A 15,626-nucleotide genomic window follows, 5' to 3' on the forward strand; every position below is an offset into this window, starting at 1 on the left:
CTGACCCAGTGCCATCGGACACCACGATCCGTTCGTCATCCTCCCCAGCCGTTGTGGAAGAAGCCGTCCAGGGTGTCGCGCGGGGCTGGTCCGCTCCCGACGTCGAGGGCGCCGGTGCCGAAGCTCGACCGGACCTGGTCGGCCGGCATGAGCCCCGCCCACCGTCGGACTCGGCCGGTGGCGCGGGTGCTGGACAGCACGGCCCCGGGCGCTCCCCCCGCCGTGATGACGACGCGGGCCAGGTCGTCGTCGACCAGCGTTCGCATGGCCCGGGTGAGCGCGCCCGGGGGGAGTGGGCTGTTCACCAGCAGGTGGGCTCGGGCACGGCGGCGCTGGTCCGGTGACCACGCGGTGCCGTCCGCGGTACCGGCGTAGAGGGCACGGGTCTGGTCGTCGGCGTGGTGCGGGAGACAGACCCTGAGGTCGCGGAAGTCCTGACGCAGCAAGGAATGGACCGTGCGGATTACGTCGGCGCCGGGTGCGAGGTCGACCAAGACATCGGGGACACTGGCGGGCAGGGGGGCGCCCCGGGTGCCGGGTTCGGGGATGAGCGCGGCGAGACGGGCGGTCTGGGCGTCGAGGTCGTCGGGGTTCGTGCGCCCTTCCCAGGAGGGACCGTCGTGCCAGGCGAGCGCGTCGGACTCGTGCACGAGGACGGCCCCGCTGTTCCACGCGCGGTAGGCCAGGTCCCAGTCCTCTCCGCCGTACCCGGTGAAGCGTTCGTCGAATCCGCCGAGGTCGGTGAACAGACTCGCCCGGCAGGCCAGGACGGCGCTGATGACGTAGCGGAAGCCGCGGCCGTCGGTGTGCAGCAGGTTGCCGCTCGCCCGGTACCCCTCGACGAGCCAGGCGGGCGCTGGCAGGGCCGGCGCCGTCGACGGGTCCGCACCGGGGTGCAGGGCGCTCAGGTCGCGGTGTTCGCGTCGTCCGACGGCGAGTACGTCGGGGCAGCGGGCGACCCGCTGGGTGAGTGCGGCGAGGAAGTCAGGTCCGGGCACGGTGTCGGCGTCGAGGAACACCAGCACCTCGCCGCGCGCCGCCCGTGCGCCCATGTTCCGCGCCGCTGCCGCGCGGAACCCCCGGTCCGGCTGGGTGAGGACCTTGGTGCCCGGGCACACCGGAGCGGTGGCGGACCCGTCATCGGCGACGATCACCTCCGCGGGCGGCGTGGTCTGGGCGCGCAGGGCAGCCAGGACGCGAGCGAGTTGGGCGTGTTGCTCGTAGTGGGCGACCACCACGCTGATCGTCGGGTCGACGGGGGCGCGCACGTCGAGCAGGTCCCACCGGTTGTGCGGGACGTAGACATCGGTCACCACGCTTTGCCCGCCCTCAAGGACCGGTAGAGGCGGGCGTGCGCGGCACCCGCATCGGGCCAGGCGGGCACACGGTCGAGCCAGGTGTGCCCGGGGGAGCGCAGCGCCTCGGCGACCGCGCGGTCGAGCTCGGCCTCGTCCGACGAGAGCGCGAGCGCGCCCGGGTGGCGCTGGTGGAGTTCCCTGGCGTAGTCGCCCGCGGCGGTGATGGGTCGACGACCTGACCGCCACCAGGTGAGCAGGGTGCCGCTGGCGCTGACCCGGTGGTTGAGCGCGAGCGGCGCGGTGATGGCGGCCGCGGCGGCGGCCATGGCCGGGTCGGGGAGCGAGCCCGTGATGACCAGGTCCACGCCGCGGTCGGCAGCGCGTTCGCGGAGCGAACGGATCAGTCCGCTGTGACCGGGACTCGCCCCGCCCGCCGCCACGACCCGGGGGTTGAACGGGCTCCGCGCGGCGGCATCGATGGCCGCCTCGTGGCCCTTGCCGGGGTAGATGAACCCCAGCACACCCAAGACCGGCCGATCAGCCCACCACGGCACGGGGCCCGGTGCGGACAAGGACGGCAGCGGTAGATCGATCACGTGCACCGGCCGGTCGACGAAGCCGCGGACCTTCACCGCTTCGTGCTCCGAGGACACCACCACGGCGTCACACACCTGGGCCACCCGCCGATAACCCTCGACCCGCGCCTGGTCCCGGTTCGAGTCCGGGTCGCCGCCCGGTACGTCGTGGAAGGTCACGACCAAGGGCCGCGGCGCGGTGGTGGCCCACTCCAAGAACGCCGTGGTCGACCTGGCGATACCCGTTCCGAAGAGGGAGTCGGTGAACTGGGCGTGGGTGAGGTCGGCGCGCACCCGCACGGGCCAGATCCCGTGCGGGCGCGCCAGGTCGACGACGAGGGCAGCGTGTCTGACGACACCGTGGCCGGGCGGCCCGGGGGCGTACGAGCCGACCTTCACGACCCCACTCCCGACCCCGCGGGCGCGGCAAGGGACGCGCCGCCGATTACACGCGGGCGCGGCAGGTGAACTCGCGCCTCGGGCGTGAGCGAGCCCCGCTGCAAGCAGACTGTGAACACGGACGCGGGTGCCCGGCCAGGAATATCGACAAACCCCGTACACCCAGGACCGACCTCTTGCTCAGCTGCTTCGGGTCACAGACCACGGTTGGCGCACCACCGTGGACACAGTCACCCGAACAGCGCCGCGCCCATGTCTGCCATCGCGTCTTCCGGGCCCCGCCCGCGCCGAGGGCTAGTCGGGGTGCAGCCCGGGTTCGTCGGTGAGTTCCGGGGCGATCGGTGTCGGGCTGAGTGAGGAGTCGTCCTCGCCCTGTTCCAGCAGGGTGTTGGCGGCGCCGACGATGCGGTTGTCGGGTTCGCCGATGACGTCGGGGTCGCGGTCGGTGTAGTCGAGGCGGGCCAGGACGCTGCGCATGGCCTCGATGCGGGCGCGGCGCTTGTCGTTGCTCTTGACCACCGTCCAGGGTGCCTGGGCGGTGTCGGTCGCGCGCAGCATCGCCACCTTGGCCTGGGTGTAGTCGTCCCAGCGGTCCAGGGAGGCCAGGTCGTTCGCGCTGAGCTTCCAGCGCCGGACGGGGTCGACCTGCCGGATGATGAACCGGGTGCGCTGCTCGGCGCGCGAGACCGAGAACCACAGCTTGACCAGGATGACGCCGTCGTCGACGAGCATCCGCTCGAAGACCGGGGCTTGCCGCAGGAATCGTTGGTACTGCTCGTCGTCGCAGTACCCCATGACCCGTTCGACGCCCGCGCGGTTGTACCAGGACCGGTCGAACAGCACCATCTCACCCGCGGTGGGCAGGTGTCGGGTGTAGCGCTGGAAGTACCACTGCCCCCGCTCGCGTTCGGTGGGGGTGCCCAGCGCGACCACGCGAGCGCCGCGCGGATCGAGGTTCTCGGTGAACCGCCGGATCGTGCCACCCTTGCCCGCCGCGTCGCGGCCCTCGAAGACGATGACCACCCGCTGCCCGGTGTCCTGGACCCAGTACTGGAGTTTGAGCATCTCGATGTGCAGCAAGCGCTTGGCCCGTTCGTACTCCCGGCGGCCCAACCGTTCTCGGAACGGATAGTTCTCCCGCCACGTGTCCACCACCGTGCCGTCCGAGCGGAGCAGCACCGGCTCCTCGCCCTCGGGGAAGCGGACATCCACCTCGTCGGACGGTTCAGGGAACATCTTCGCCGCGGCCTGGAGCCCTTGGTCGGTCATGCACTCCTAGTACCCGCCCATCCCCGGACCAATCCGACATTTCGCCCGGCGTCGCAGTGGCGCCGGCCGGTGTCGGCCCGGACCCGCGTTCTGCTTGGCGGGTAAGGGCTTCAGGGATGCGGGGCGGTAGGAACCAGCCCAGACCCCAGTTGTATGCCTCACCTCTCGGGAGACCTCCGAGCAGGCGCGTGCGTGCCCAGTCGCGACCGTCGTCCACAATGGAGTCGACCTGGACCTGTGATCGCCTGGCCCCGGCGGGGCTGGTCCGGTCAGGTTGCACGGCGGGCGCACCTGCTCGCTCACCGCGATGGTCGGCGGCTACGAACGCCTCTACCAGAGCCTGACGGCGTGATCGCCCACTACGTCCACCACCACGGCTCCGGTCACCCGCACCAGGCCCGCACCACAACCACCCTGCCTGTCCCTCGGGGGGTAGTGGTCAGCCGGGTCGGCGGTTGATGTACGCGTTCAGCCCGCCGAGCTCCTCGCTGGCGATGAAGGCCGACCGCACGTGGATGATGGCTTCTGCCGCGTGGGCTTGGCAGCCCCAGGCCGCGTCGCCCCAGGAGTCGGCGACCTTGAGCTCGGCCGGCGCGGTGCACCCGTCCGCGCCGCCGAGTCGGCAGTGCTCGGGGTGCGGCGCGGCGGCCTGCGCGGCCGCGGCGGCGCGCATCCGCGTGGCCAGTTCGGCGGCCGCGGTGGCGCGCTGTTCGGCCTCGGCGCGCAGTTCCCGTTCGGTGTGTATCGACTTGGCCAGCTCGTCACGGGCCGCTTCGGCGCGGGTTTCAGCGTCCCGCCGGGCTTGCTCGCTGTGGTGGCGTTCGATGGCCAGGGCCGCGGTGCCCGCGAAGACCCGGGCGAGGGCGAGGTCGAAGTCCTGCGGGACGCGGGGGACCCGGTGGTACATGGCGAAGGTGCCCAGCAGGCTGCCGTCGCGGGCCAGGATCGGCGTGGACCAGCACGCGGCCAGTCCGGCCCGGTCGGCGAGGTCTCGGAAGTCGGCCCAGAACGGGTCGGTGGCGATGTCGGTGACGATGACCGGTTCCCGGCGGTGGGCGGCCGTGCCGCACGAGCCGATGCCCTCGCCGGTGGCGATCCCGTCGATGGCCTGGTTGTAGAAGTCGGGCAGGCTGGGCGCGGCTCCGTGGCGCAGGTGCGCGCCGTCGGCGAGCAGGACGGAGACGAGCACCTCCTGCGGGGTGAGGTTCTCGATGCAGCGGGCCATCCCGTCGAGCACCTCGGTCAGCGGTGCCTGCCGGGCGATCTGCTCGAGCAGGGCGCGGTGTTCGGTCATCAGCTGCTGGGCGTGTTTGACCTGGGTGGTCTCGACACCGATCACCTGGACCCCGACGACGCCGCCCTCGACGTCGCGCCGCGGCTCGTAGGTGAGGTCGAAGAACGCCTCCCGCGCGTGCGGGCCGGAGTCGAGGACGACCCGGACATCGCGGACCGTGGCGGACTCGCCGGTGCGGTAGACCTCGTCGAGCAGGGCGACGAAGCCCTGACCGGCCGACTCGACGAGCGGGACACCGGTACGGGCCCGTTGCCCGCCGATGGTGGCCAAGAACGCGGGATTCGCCGTCTCTACCAGGTGCGCGGGGCCCGCCAGTGAGGCGAACACCGCGATCGACTCCCCGAACAGCGCCCGCAGGTCCTCCTCCGCCTGTCCGGCGACCGCGGGCTCCGCGGCGCGGGGGTGCTGGCTTGATGGCGCTGTCATGGTGTGGTCCGTTCCTCGTGGAGAGGCCATGCTCGCACCATCACCTGGTACCCACCGTCTCGGCCGGGAAACGCCAGGGGCATCAGCGGGCTTCGATCAACGTCTTGAACTCGACCGCGGCCTGTTCCACCTTCGACTGGGGGTCGTCGAAGATCGCGGCGATCACCTCGCCGACCTTGCCGACCGGCGGCGAGTACTCGAGCTGGATCTCCACGCCGGTCAGGCCTCGCCCCTTGTCCACGAAGCTGACTGCCCCACGACTGGCCACGTCATCGCCATCGCCCACGGTGCTCCACGAGATCTTGCGCGGAGAGGCCTCCTCCACGATCCGTGCCGTCCACTCCAGGGTGCTGCCCATGGGGCCCGCGACTTCCCAGTCGGTGATGTCGGGATGACCTCGCCTCGTCGTGACCTGTCGCACGTCGGTCATGATCTCGGGAAGCCTGGTCAGGTTCCGCCACCAGTCGTAACAGGCCTGCACGGGGGCGTGCACCTCGATGTAGTGCGTGACAGCGCCCATGGCAACTCTCCTGTCGGCCGGGAGACGCGCGATCCTGGACCTGGGTACCCGGACTGGAGCTGGTTACTCGACGCGGCGAGATTGATGTGTTCCGGACGACCACTGTGGACCCCTGGCCCGCGGCCGATGGTCGGGTCGATCAGCGATCACGGCCGCTGGCCATGGCCACCGTCGTGCGCCGACCAGAACGCCGGCGCAGGGCCGGGAGGGTGCCCGGCCCTGCGCGTTGTCGACGTAGAACGGGTCGGTCAGGCGTTGATGACCTTCTGGTCGCCGCTGGTGGCCTCGATGGCGATCTTGCGGGGCTTGGCCCGCTCGGCCACCGGGATGCGCAGGGTCAGCACACCGCGGTCGTAGGCGGCGCTGATGTGCTCGGTGTCGAGGGTGTCGCCGAGGAACAGCTGCCTGCTGAACACGCCGCTGGGGCGCTCGGCAACCTGCAGCTCCACACCCTCGGCGCTCTCCTGCGGCCTGCGCTCGGCCTTGACCGTGAGCACGTTGCGCTCGACGTCGAGGTCGATGGCGTCGGGGTCGACGCCGGGCAGGTCGAAGGAGACCACGAACTCGTCCCCGGCCCGGTAGGCGTCCATCGGCATGGAGGTCGGCCGGGACCACGTCCCCTGGCCGAACACCTGCTGGGCGAACCGGTCGAGCTCCCGGAACGGGTCGGTGCGCATCAACATCGTTCCACCTCCTGTGTTGTCGCTCGGTCGTCAACGCGCAGGACATTTCTAACACGTCATCACAACGATGACAACCACGATGTCGCTGATGTGACGACGCTCATGGCTGTTCTGCCCAGGTCGGGGGAGCTACGCTGTCGTCCAGATGACGACCGACGGGTGAATGGACGAGCGCATGGAGGACGACCGGGACGTCGCGCGATCGCGGCTGCGAGCGGAACGGACCCGCGACGACGCGGTGGCCGACCTCGCCCTCGTCCGCGCGGTCGCGGGGCAGCAGGACGCGGTCGCGGAGGACGTGCTGGCCGCGCTCGGCCTGCTGCGCCACATCCGCGACGAGCTGGCCGACTGGGAACCGCGGCTGATCGAGGCGGCGCGGGTCGCCGGGGTCAGCTGGGCCCGGATCGCGCCCGCGCTCGGGGTGGCCAGCAGGCAGGCGGCCGAGCGCCGCTACCTGCGGCTGCGCCCGGACGGCACGACGACGAGCACGGGGGAGCAGCGGGTCCGCGCCGAGCGCGACCGCCGGGCCGGTGACCGCGCGGTCGGGCGCTGGGCCCGGGACAACGCCGTCCTGCTGCGCAGGCTCGCCGCCGCGGTCAGCGCGGTCGACGGGCTAGGCCACGACGGCAGGCGCTCGGTCGAGGGCGTCACCGACGCCCTCGCCGGCAACGACACCGCCGACCTGCTCGACCCACTCGCCGACGCGGGCCCCCACCTGCGCGAGACCCACCCCGACCTCGCCGACCAGATCACCGCCGTCGGCGACCAAGCCGACCGCGCCCGCCACGACACCGCAACCTGAACTCGCGCGCGCTGTGCCCCGGCGGACCAGTCCTCTGTTCTGTTTGTTGGCCGCGACAACGGGCGGTTGAGCAGACAGCGGCCCAGGACGCCGCGTTCATGGACCACACCGCGTTCGTCGGTGACCCGGGACACTCGGCGCTGGTCATCGGCCTGACGGTGATCACCTTCACCGGTTCGGCTGGCCTCGCCGCGCTCGTGATGGCGAGCGAACGCGCAACGGCCGCCGAACGCCCTCTCCGATGCGCTCGTTACTCTGATCTTCGTTGGCCGCACCGAGTTGAACACCCGCACAGTCGGTTCGCCTTTCCAGGGGGCGTCGTCGACGTCTTCTCCGTCGATGAGATGAACAGTCGATGAGATGAACAGACGTCCACAGTGGCCGGCGAGGAGTGAAATGCGAGGAAACGCATCGGCGCTGGCGGCCGGGCGGCGTCATTCGGTCGGTCGTCGTCGGGACGGAACGGTTCTTGCCGCCGGAAACAATGCGGCCGGCGAGTGTCATGTCGAGCGCTGGAGTGACGTCGTTTCTGTGGCGGTGGGCAATGTGCACAGCGCGGCAAACACCGGGAAGTCCCACACGGTCGGACTTCGATCGGACGGCACCGTGCTGGCCACGGGGTGGAACGCGGACTTCCAGTGCGATGTCGCCGCGTGGCGTGACGTCGTGGCCGTGGCCGCGGGCTGGCGCCGCACACTCGGGCTCATTTCGGATGGCACGGTGCTGGCAGCCGGCCGAGGCTCGGAAGGCCAGTGCGACGTGCGGTCCTGGCGGGAGATCGTGGCCCTGTCCTGTGGCGACTGGCATTCAGCCGGAATCCGGGCGGACGGTTCGGCATTGGCCGTGGGAATCAATCGCCGAGGACAGTGCTCTGTCGACGGTTGGCGGGACCTGACCGCCGTCGGCGCCGGCTATCTGCACACGGTCGCTCTCAGAAGCGACGGGCGTGTTCTGGCGACGGGGGAGCGGGCGACCGGGGCCTGCGACGTCCAGCAGTGGGAAAACGTGGTGGCGGTCTCCGCGGGCAGCTATCACACTGTCGGAGTCACAGCGCATGGACGAGTCCTCGCGGCAGGCGACAACACCCACGGACAGTGCGAAGTCGCCAATTGGCGAGACATCGTCGCGGTGGCCGCAGGTTCCCTCCATACCCTGGGAGCGCGTGCCGATGGTACGGTCGTCAGCACTGGGAACAACCTCCATGGTCAATGCGACGTCGAGTCCTGGTCGGGAATTCAACCCAGCACGTGAACAGCGCGCCGAACCGCTGCCTCGGTGTTCCTGCACATCCACCTCATGGACATGGGCCTCCCGACTGCCGGTTGGGTCAGGGACAAGATGACGTCTCGGACGGCGGTGTCATCCCCGCCTATATGGTTCGGGTATGAGCCAACCGATTCCCTTCGCCGACGGCAACTTCAAGCTCGCCATCGTCCAGGAGCTGATGTACAACCAGGACCTCTTGCCGAGGTTCGACCTGCGCGAGTACGCCGCCGAGCAGGGCTTCACCTACGACGTCGCGAGCGCCGAGGCGGTGCCGGAGGCTCTGGCCTACTTCGAGGCGCTCGAGGTCCCCGTCGAGCTCGCGGAGAAGATCACCGAGATCGAGATGGACGGCGGCAACGAGATCTACCTCGAGATCGCGCCGGGCTGGGACGGCGAGGACGGACTGTTCGACGTCGACGAGTTCGCCGACCTGCGGCACTTTTCGCACCTGAAGTCGATGACACTGTTCTACACGGGCAACGAGGAGGCGCTGGAGTCGCTGCGTGCCCGCGGGATCGAGGCGGACTGGCTCTGAACCGGCTGCGGTCGACACCGTCGGGCACTTCCGCCAGCCGGGCCTGGACCTTGGTGATCTCGTTGGTACCGGCCTGGACCTGACGATCGTGGTGCCTCCCGCGATGGCCCACATCGCGGGAGGACGACGTGGATCGATCGTTCTCGCAAGTCCACGCGCCGCGCGGCACCTTCCCGCCGATCGCGATCCGCACCAGCCATCGGGTGCCCTGGAAACCCAGCGGGCGGGCTGTCGGCGGTGGGAGACGCAGTGTCGGATTCGACAGTTCCACCTCAGTTCGTCCGTTTGCGAGCGACAGGCGAGGGTATGCCGTCCGCGACCGGTTGAGCGGGCCGCGCCGACCACGTCCGGGACGGAGGTGTGACCTGCAGACCACTGCACGTCTCGTTCCTACCCGTGTCCGGCAGTCGCCTGCGGGGGCGGTGGTCGTGCTGCACGGTGGCGGTAGCCGGGGTGGGGCCACGCCGGTGAGCCCGACGCAGCTTTCAGTGGTGCGCATGATCCCGATCGCCCACCGCGTCGCTCATGCTGGACGGGGGCGCTTGGCGGTGTGGCGGCTATTGAACTCAGTGCGCGGGTGGAATGGCTCGCACACCCCGGTCGACGACGTTCGCTGGGCGTTGGAACGGATCCGGGCGCAGCTTCCGCCGGATACACCGATCGGCCTGATTGGACACTCGCTCGGCGCGCGGGCGGCGATCCTGAGCGTAGGTGAGGAGAATGTGCGCAGCGTTGTCGCGCTCGCACCCTGGGTCTACCCCCACGACGGCGACGTCGATGCCACCGGTCGTCGGGTTCTCGTCGTGCACGGTGCGAACGATCGGGTGGCCAGCCCAGGACGCGCGCGCGCCGCCGCCAGTCGGCTCGCTCGTACCGGGCAGGTCAGTGTGATCCGAGTCGACAACGGCGAGCACACGATGCTGCGCCGCCGCAAAACGTTTGAAGGACTGGCCGCCGACTTCACCACGGCCACCCTGCTCGGTGAAGCCCCGGACGATCCGCGCGGCCCGCTCGCCCATGTCCTGTCGGGTGAATCGTTCGCGACCGTCTGACCCCCATCGACCGAGGAGTCGTCATGAAAGCACTGACATGGCAGGGAAATCAGAACGTTCAGGTCACCGAGGTGCCGGATCCGCGCATCGAGCACCCGACCGATGCCATCATCAAGGTCACCTCGACCGCGATCTGCGGCTCCGACCTGCACCTCTACGGTGTTCTCGGCCCGTACCTCAAGCCCGGTGACGTCCTCGGACATGAGGCGATGGGCATCGTGGAGGAGGTGGGCGCCGAGGCCGCCGGACACCTGTCGGTGGGTGACCGCGTCGTGGTGCCGTTCAACATCTCCTGCGGCCACTGCTGGATGTGCGAGCGCGGCCTGTTCGCCCAGTGCGAGACGACCCAGGTGCGCGAGCAGGGCAAGGGTGCGAGCCTGTTCGGCTACACCTCCCTCTACGGATCGGTGGCCGGCGGGCAGGCCGAGTACCTGCGCGTGCCGCAGGCCCAGTTCGGGCCGATCGTCGTGCCCGAGGGCACGCCGGACGAGAGGTTCCTGTTCCTCTCCGACATCCTGCCGACCGCCTGGCAGGCAGTGCGGTACGCCGACGTGCCCACGGGCGGCACGGTCGCGGTCCTGGGTCTCGGCCCTGTCGGGCAGTTCGCCGTCCGCATCGCCGCGCACCTGGGCGCGGGCCGGGTCATCGGCGTCGACCGGGTGCCCGAGCGGCTCGCGCTCGCCGCGCGGTACGGCGCCGAGACCGTCAACCTCGACGAGGTCGACGACGTCGCCGCCACGCTGATCGACATGGTCGACGGCCGCGGTCCGGACGCCACCATCGACGCGGTCGGCATGGAGGCACACGGCGGGCGGCTCGTCGCAGCGGCGCAGAAGGCCATGGGCCTGCTCCCCGACGCCATCGCCCAGAAGGTGACCGACAAGATGGCCGTCGACCGGCTCGACGCCCTGCACGCGGCGGTGAAGGGCGTGCGCCGGGGCGGGACGGCGTCGGTGTCGGGCGTGTACGGCGGCGAGGTGGACGCGATGCCGATGATGGAGATGTTCGACCGGGGCATCCAGCTGCGCATGGGCCAGGCCCACGTGCGTCGGTGGACCGACGAGATCCTGCCGCTGGTCCTCGACGCGAGCGACCCGCTCGGCACGCTCGACCTGACCACCCACCACCTACCGCTCGCCGAGGCCGCGAACGGCTACGAGATGTTCCGCGACAAGTCCGACGGCTGCGTCAAGGTGGTGCTCAACCCGTGACCGGCCGGGTCGTGGTCGTCGTCGGCGCCAGCAGCGGGATCGGGCTGGCCGCCGCGACGGCGTTCGCCGCCCGCGGCGACGACCTGGTGCTGGTCTCGCGCAGCGCCGAGGCCCTCGACACCGCCGCGGCGACGTGCCGCGGCGCGGGAGCCGGTGACGTGGACGCGATCGCCGACGACATCGGCGACCCGAGCGCGGCAGGCCGGATCATCACGCGAACCCTCGACCGGCGCGGACGCGTCGATGTGCTGGTGCACACCGCGACAGTGATGGGCTACGGCACCGTGGAAGCCATTCCGGCGGATGTGTTCACCAGCGTGGTCGACAACGCCGTGCACGGCACAGTCCACCTGGCCCAAGCGGTACTCCCGGTCATGCGACGCCAACACGCGGGCGTTTTCATCGGGGTCAACTCGCTGCTGGGCTCGGTCACCGTGCCGCAGATGGGAGCCTACGCGGCAGCCAAATGGGGGCAACGCGCCATTCTCCGCACCCTGCAACAGGAAACCCGCGGCGAACGCGGCGTCCACGTCTGCATCGTGAGTCCAGGGAGCATCAACACACCCATCTACTACCAAGCCGCCAACTACACCGGCCACCCCACCCGCCCACCCTGGCCGGTCTTGACCCCCGAACGCGTAGGGGCCGCGATCGCGCGGCTCGCCGACCGACCCCGCAAGCACGTATCCGTACCTGTCGGCCCCGGAAACCCTGTCATCATCACCGGATTCCGACTTCTACCGCTGCTCTACGACCGCCTAGTCGGCCCCCTGTTCCGACTGGGCGCGCTCACCCGAGGGCGTGCGGAACCCACACCCGGCAACGTCAACAAGCCAGTGCCCGCCCAAGAACGCGTCCACGGGCACTGGCCAGATCCCAGCTGAGCGCACCCCTTCCCGCGGATCTGAGGGGCTCGTACACGTCCGGCGATACGTCGCGACTGGTCGACACCGTCGCGCAGCGCGAATGCTAACCACACGTGGACAGTCGTCAGGCGTGTTCTTGGCGGTCCACTCAGGACGGACGGTGACCGGTCCGCACCGTCGGACATCGACTACTCGGCCCTGGTCGCCGTGGAGTCGACCGGTTCGGCGGTCGAACTCGGCGCTGGTGACACCGACTTGATCCGTTCCACTCTGAACTGCCGGTCGGCCTCCCGCATGTGGCACCACGCCAACAGGAACGGCCCGTCCCATCTGATCGGCGTGATGGTGCGCCTGGAGGCTTCGCCCTTCCCGTCGACGTAGTCGATGCGCACGTCGGATTGCTCGTCGATGGCCCCGGCCAACAACGACACCGCTTTCTTCGACAGCTTCCGGTTCCGTCCTCGCACGATCTGCGCCGTGGACGGCTCATCCGGATCCAGGTCGGGGAGGTCCACCGCAACTGGCTCCACCTGTTCCACCGGGGCGGCCACTCGCGCCTTCCGCGGCCGCCGGACGACGACACTCCCGGATGACGGATCGTCGATCACGGCGAACCCTTCCGACCGCAACTGGGTAACTACTTCCGACGTCGGCATCGCACTTCCCGCCACAGTCGGCGCTAACTCCGCGAAACCGGGCAACCGCAACACCTCTGCGATGACATCCGCCTCGGCCACCACGCAGCACCCCACCTCCCGCAACCGCACCTGCCCTCGCCCGCGTTCTCCCAACAGTGCCCGCAGCGCCCACGGCACGTTGTGCCGCGTCAGCTCGTCCAGGGAGGCCAGCAAGGACTCTTGGGTCCACCCCTGGGCGAACGCCGCCCGGACACTCGCCGCGGTGAACCGCCACACCCGCGCCCCGTCCTCCACCAGGCTCTCCGCGGAAGCCTCCAGCACCCGCGCGGCCTCGACCGTCAACTGCCCGAACACCACGGCCTTCAGGTCGTCCAGCACTTCCACCTCGCACCGCATCGGCACCACCACCTCGGCCACCGCAGCGGCCAGCGCCTCCGTGTCGCGTGCGGCCAACAACGCCTCCCCGCACACACTCAGCGCAGTACCGGCCACCACCCCCACAATCGTCGCCTCACGAACAACCCCGACGGCGTGCTGATGCACCGCCGGGCAGAACCAGTAGGCGGCGGCAGCGACCCCTTCGACCGACAACCCGTCCCGTCCCGCCCGCAGCACCGCCCACCGGGCTGCCCGAGCATGCGGCGACTCGACCTTCGACACCGCCGCGCTCCGCCGGGCGGTCGGGGAGTGGGACAACCAGAACCAGGCCCACGCCAGTTCGGCCCACTGCTGAGCCGGCGTTGCCCCCCGCCACCGCTCATACCGCGCGGTCACCTCGAAAGCCGTCCCGACCTGCACCAACAACCCGGCCGCGAACAGCAGGTCCAGCACCAACAACAGGTAGTCATCGTCCAGCCCGAGAGCCGCCCCCAACCGTTGCCGCTCCTGGACCCCGACCCCACCCCGTTGCAACCCCACCATCGGCCTGCTCGTGTCCAACAACGCATATGCGACACGCAGCAGGTGCTGCACCGAAGACCGCAACTCACCGTCCGCACCGCGCCGACCAAGCTCAACCGCCGGCGGTCCAGTCACCTCCATGTGGCCGGTCGCCCGCGTGAACCGCGCCAGGACCGGCGGTACCAGACACACCACGCCCCCATCCGGCCACGCCACCCCGACCCGCCGCAACTCGCCCAGCGCCGACCGGACCGCTTCCCCGCGCCCCCCGGTCAACGCCGCCACGGCGTCAACGGTGGCCCCGGGCCCCAAGCCGGCCGCGGCCTGCCCCGCCGCCACCGCGTCCCGGCTCACCAACCGCACCGCGGCCAAGGACCCGCGACCGCTCAACCGTTCCGCGAGCGCCCCAGGCCCATCGGGCACCGGCGCCGTCCGCACCTCCGGCCGAACCCGCAACACCTCAGCCAGCTCCGCCCGGTCCATCCGACCGAGGTACCGCGCGAACGAACCGGTGTCCATACCAGGCATTCTGCCCAGCACCAGGTTCTCGCGTCGCCCAGATGCGCGACCGGGTCGCGTTGGTGAAGGGCGTCAGCAAGGTCCACGAGCTGGAGTACCACGACGGATTCATCAAGGACCTGCACTCCCCACATGGAATCCCAGAGGGAGACGTCCCACTGCCGCTCGATGACGGCCTCGACGAGTGATCAGCTTGTGGGTGCTCGCCGCGTTCACCGCCGGGCACGTCGAGCAGCGCATCGGCGGCGCCTAACACCCGGTGTCGGTGCAGCGCATCGACGCGATCACCGCTGCCTCGATGAGTTCTGCGGCGAGTAGACCCGCACACCTGTGCGGAACCGATGAGCGCACCCGCTTGCCGGGTACCCGTCATCTGCCGCTCGTCAGCCCGGCGGGTCCGGCCCGCCTTCGGCACCTCCCACTGCTTGCGCTGCGGCGAGGGCGGCGACGCCAGTGCGTTCGCGACCCCGCCAGAGATCTTCGTCCGTCGGGACCGAATGACCCACAAGACCTGTGGCCGATCAGGCCGCGGCCTTTCGCCGCCGAGCCCCACGCGCCTGCCGTCCCGCAGGATCCGCGCACGCACACCCTCGCCGAGGGCCACGGTCATTCCTGCGGAGTCGTAGCACCTTGAGCTGCGGGTTTCCGGGACTGTCCGGTCCCGGTCCGGGTCGAGTCTGCCCGAAGCCGATCTATTCGCCGACACCAATCGACACAGCGACTTCGGTCGAAGCGGGCGAACCACTGGCTCTCGGTCTGCGCCCCGAGATCGTGATCACCGACATGCGGGTGCGCAGGACGGGTGTGCGACCTGTCCGTCGCCCGGCGGGAGTACCGAAGGATGTGAGCAGGGCTGACCAGCGGGTTTACCGGCAGCCTGGTGGTTGAGTCATCGTCCAGCCTGTCCGCGCCCGAGTGGCGGCGTGGGGACGGGTCGCTCGGACCCGTCCCCACCGCGTGCGTTCCCTCTCTCCAACCGGGCGCCAGTGGGACTGCCTCAACCAGCCAGGAAGGCGGGAGCTGCGCGAGTGCCCTGCCGAAGAGGTCTTGCGGGGGCCACTGGGGCTCTGGTAGGGAACTCCGTGAACTGGAGGAAGAAGCCGTCAAGTGCGTCCACGCGCAGCCAGACCGGCAACGGCGCTTCACTTTGACGGGCATTGCCGGGATACCAGAGGAAACCAGCCGCGACCCGCAGGTTCGCGTCGCTTGCGCGCATCCCCGAGATGATCTTGACTCCCGGTCGAATCCGGGTCGCTGCTCCCCCGTCCGCTCCCCGGTCTTGCCTGCGGCAGGCTTGGTTGATCTTGCAAGTCGTGCTCGACCCGTCTGAGCATGCCCGGGTGTTCGCCACGCCAGGCGTAGGTCGCAGGCTG

At 70.2% G+C, this 15,626-nt stretch carries 15 protein-coding genes; 8 read left to right on the forward strand and 7 right to left on the reverse strand.

The genetic code is table 11. The features are described from left to right. Positions 1–35 precede the first annotated feature (35 nt). The 6 genes from QSK30_RS20550 to QSK30_RS20575 all read right to left on the reverse strand — a co-directional run bounded on the left by QSK30_RS20550 (position 36) and on the right by QSK30_RS20575 (position 6,464). Complete coding sequence (locus QSK30_RS20550; protein WP_285504970.1) at positions 36–1,316, reverse strand: glycosyltransferase family 2 protein; 1,281 nt, start codon at positions 1,314–1,316, stop codon at positions 36–38. Further along, positions 1,310–2,272: a glycosyltransferase family protein gene (locus QSK30_RS20555; protein ID WP_285504971.1), complete on the reverse strand. Its 963-nt coding sequence runs from the start codon at positions 2,270–2,272 to the stop codon at positions 1,310–1,312. The genes QSK30_RS20550 and QSK30_RS20555 overlap by 7 nt, the downstream gene beginning before the upstream one ends. Before the next feature lie 294 nt (positions 2,273–2,566). Further along, a complete protein-coding gene (ppk2, locus tag QSK30_RS20560) occupies positions 2,567–3,541 on the reverse strand; it encodes a polyphosphate kinase 2 (protein ID WP_285504972.1) in 975 nt (324 codons plus the stop codon). Positions 3,542–3,980: 439 nt separating this feature from the next. Then, a complete protein-coding gene (locus QSK30_RS20565; RefSeq protein WP_285504974.1) occupies positions 3,981–5,261 on the reverse strand; it encodes a GAF domain-containing protein in 1,281 nt (426 codons plus the stop codon). A gap of 82 nt (positions 5,262–5,343) precedes the next feature. Then, entirely contained in the window at positions 5,344–5,781 is a 438-nt protein-coding gene (locus QSK30_RS20570) for an SRPBCC family protein (RefSeq protein WP_285504976.1), read from the reverse strand. 248 nt (positions 5,782–6,029) lie between these two features. Continuing rightward, the gene (locus QSK30_RS20575; protein WP_285504978.1) at positions 6,030–6,464 is read right to left on the reverse strand and encodes an Hsp20/alpha crystallin family protein; all 435 of its coding nucleotides are present in this window, start codon (positions 6,462–6,464) and stop codon (positions 6,030–6,032) included. 163 nt (positions 6,465–6,627) lie between these two features. Here QSK30_RS20575 and QSK30_RS20580 point away from each other — a divergent pair, with 163 nt between their 5' ends. The 7 genes from QSK30_RS20580 to QSK30_RS20610 all read left to right on the forward strand — a co-directional run bounded on the left by QSK30_RS20580 (position 6,628) and on the right by QSK30_RS20610 (position 12,214). Then, positions 6,628–7,266 carry an HSP18 transcriptional regulator gene (locus tag QSK30_RS20580; protein ID WP_285504980.1) on the forward strand — a complete coding sequence of 213 codons (639 nt, stop codon included), beginning with the start codon at positions 6,628–6,630 and terminating at the stop codon, positions 7,264–7,266. 98 nt (positions 7,267–7,364) lie between these two features. Next, positions 7,365–7,625: a hypothetical protein gene (locus QSK30_RS20585; RefSeq protein WP_285504981.1), complete on the forward strand. Its 261-nt coding sequence runs from the start codon at positions 7,365–7,367 to the stop codon at positions 7,623–7,625. Positions 7,626–7,662: 37 nt separating this feature from the next. Then, positions 7,663–8,517 carry an RCC1 domain-containing protein gene (locus QSK30_RS20590; protein WP_285504982.1) on the forward strand — a complete coding sequence of 285 codons (855 nt, stop codon included), beginning with the start codon at positions 7,663–7,665 and terminating at the stop codon, positions 8,515–8,517. A gap of 133 nt (positions 8,518–8,650) precedes the next feature. Continuing rightward, positions 8,651–9,067: a DUF6892 domain-containing protein gene (locus QSK30_RS20595; protein ID WP_285504983.1), complete on the forward strand. Its 417-nt coding sequence runs from the start codon at positions 8,651–8,653 to the stop codon at positions 9,065–9,067. Between the two features lie 467 nt (positions 9,068–9,534). After that, positions 9,535–10,119 carry an alpha/beta hydrolase gene (locus QSK30_RS20600; RefSeq protein ID WP_285504984.1) on the forward strand — a complete coding sequence of 195 codons (585 nt, stop codon included), beginning with the start codon at positions 9,535–9,537 and terminating at the stop codon, positions 10,117–10,119. A gap of 23 nt (positions 10,120–10,142) precedes the next feature. Beyond that, on the forward strand, positions 10,143–11,330 hold the full coding sequence (locus tag QSK30_RS20605; RefSeq protein WP_285504985.1) for a zinc-dependent alcohol dehydrogenase: 1,188 nt from the start codon (positions 10,143–10,145) through the stop codon (positions 11,328–11,330). Beyond that, positions 11,327–12,214 (forward strand): SDR family NAD(P)-dependent oxidoreductase, encoded by an 888-nt coding sequence (locus QSK30_RS20610; RefSeq protein WP_285504987.1) that lies wholly within the window; start codon positions 11,327–11,329, stop codon positions 12,212–12,214. Before QSK30_RS20605 ends, QSK30_RS20610 begins: the two co-directional genes overlap by 4 nt. Before the next feature lie 170 nt (positions 12,215–12,384). Here the strand turns inward: QSK30_RS20610 and QSK30_RS20615 are convergent, their stop codons facing one another. Beyond that, positions 12,385–14,253, reverse strand: coding sequence for a helicase-associated domain-containing protein (locus QSK30_RS20615; RefSeq protein ID WP_285504989.1), 1,869 nt, complete (start codon positions 14,251–14,253; stop codon positions 12,385–12,387). 41 nt (positions 14,254–14,294) lie between these two features. Between QSK30_RS20615 and QSK30_RS20620 the strand changes: the two genes are divergently transcribed. Beyond that, complete coding sequence (locus QSK30_RS20620) at positions 14,295–14,441, forward strand: hypothetical protein (RefSeq protein ID WP_285504991.1); 147 nt, start codon at positions 14,295–14,297, stop codon at positions 14,439–14,441. Positions 14,442–15,626 lie beyond the last annotated feature (1,185 nt).

Source organism: Actinokineospora sp. NBRC 105648, assembly GCF_030269645.1.
GTDB lineage: Bacteria > Actinomycetota > Actinomycetes > Mycobacteriales > Pseudonocardiaceae > Actinokineospora.

Bases quoted from the DNA above. Each gene is read 5' to 3' on its own strand.
- QSK30_RS20585 (WP_285504981.1), top strand. From the start codon at position 7,365: ATGGACCACACCGCGTTCGTCGGTGACCCGGGACACTCGGCGCTGGTC.
- QSK30_RS20620 (WP_285504991.1), top strand. From the start codon at position 14,295: ATGCGCGACCGGGTCGCGTTGGTGAAGGGCGTCAGCAAGGTCCACGAG.
- QSK30_RS20590 (WP_285504982.1), top strand. From the start codon at position 7,663: ATGCGAGGAAACGCATCGGCGCTGGCGGCCGGGCGGCGTCATTCGGTC.
- ppk2 (WP_285504972.1), bottom strand. From the start codon at position 3,541: ATGACCGACCAAGGGCTCCAGGCCGCGGCGAAGATGTTCCCTGAACCG.
- QSK30_RS20575 (WP_285504978.1), bottom strand. From the start codon at position 6,464: ATGTTGATGCGCACCGACCCGTTCCGGGAGCTCGACCGGTTCGCCCAG.
- QSK30_RS20605 (WP_285504985.1), top strand. From the start codon at position 10,143: ATGAAAGCACTGACATGGCAGGGAAATCAGAACGTTCAGGTCACCGAG.
- QSK30_RS20565 (WP_285504974.1), bottom strand. From the start codon at position 5,261: ATGACAGCGCCATCAAGCCAGCACCCCCGCGCCGCGGAGCCCGCGGTC.
- QSK30_RS20615 (WP_285504989.1), bottom strand. From the start codon at position 14,253: ATGGACACCGGTTCGTTCGCGCGGTACCTCGGTCGGATGGACCGGGCG.
- QSK30_RS20595 (WP_285504983.1), top strand. From the start codon at position 8,651: ATGAGCCAACCGATTCCCTTCGCCGACGGCAACTTCAAGCTCGCCATC.
- QSK30_RS20570 (WP_285504976.1), bottom strand. From the start codon at position 5,781: ATGGGCGCTGTCACGCACTACATCGAGGTGCACGCCCCCGTGCAGGCC.
- QSK30_RS20580 (WP_285504980.1), top strand. From the start codon at position 6,628: ATGGACGAGCGCATGGAGGACGACCGGGACGTCGCGCGATCGCGGCTG.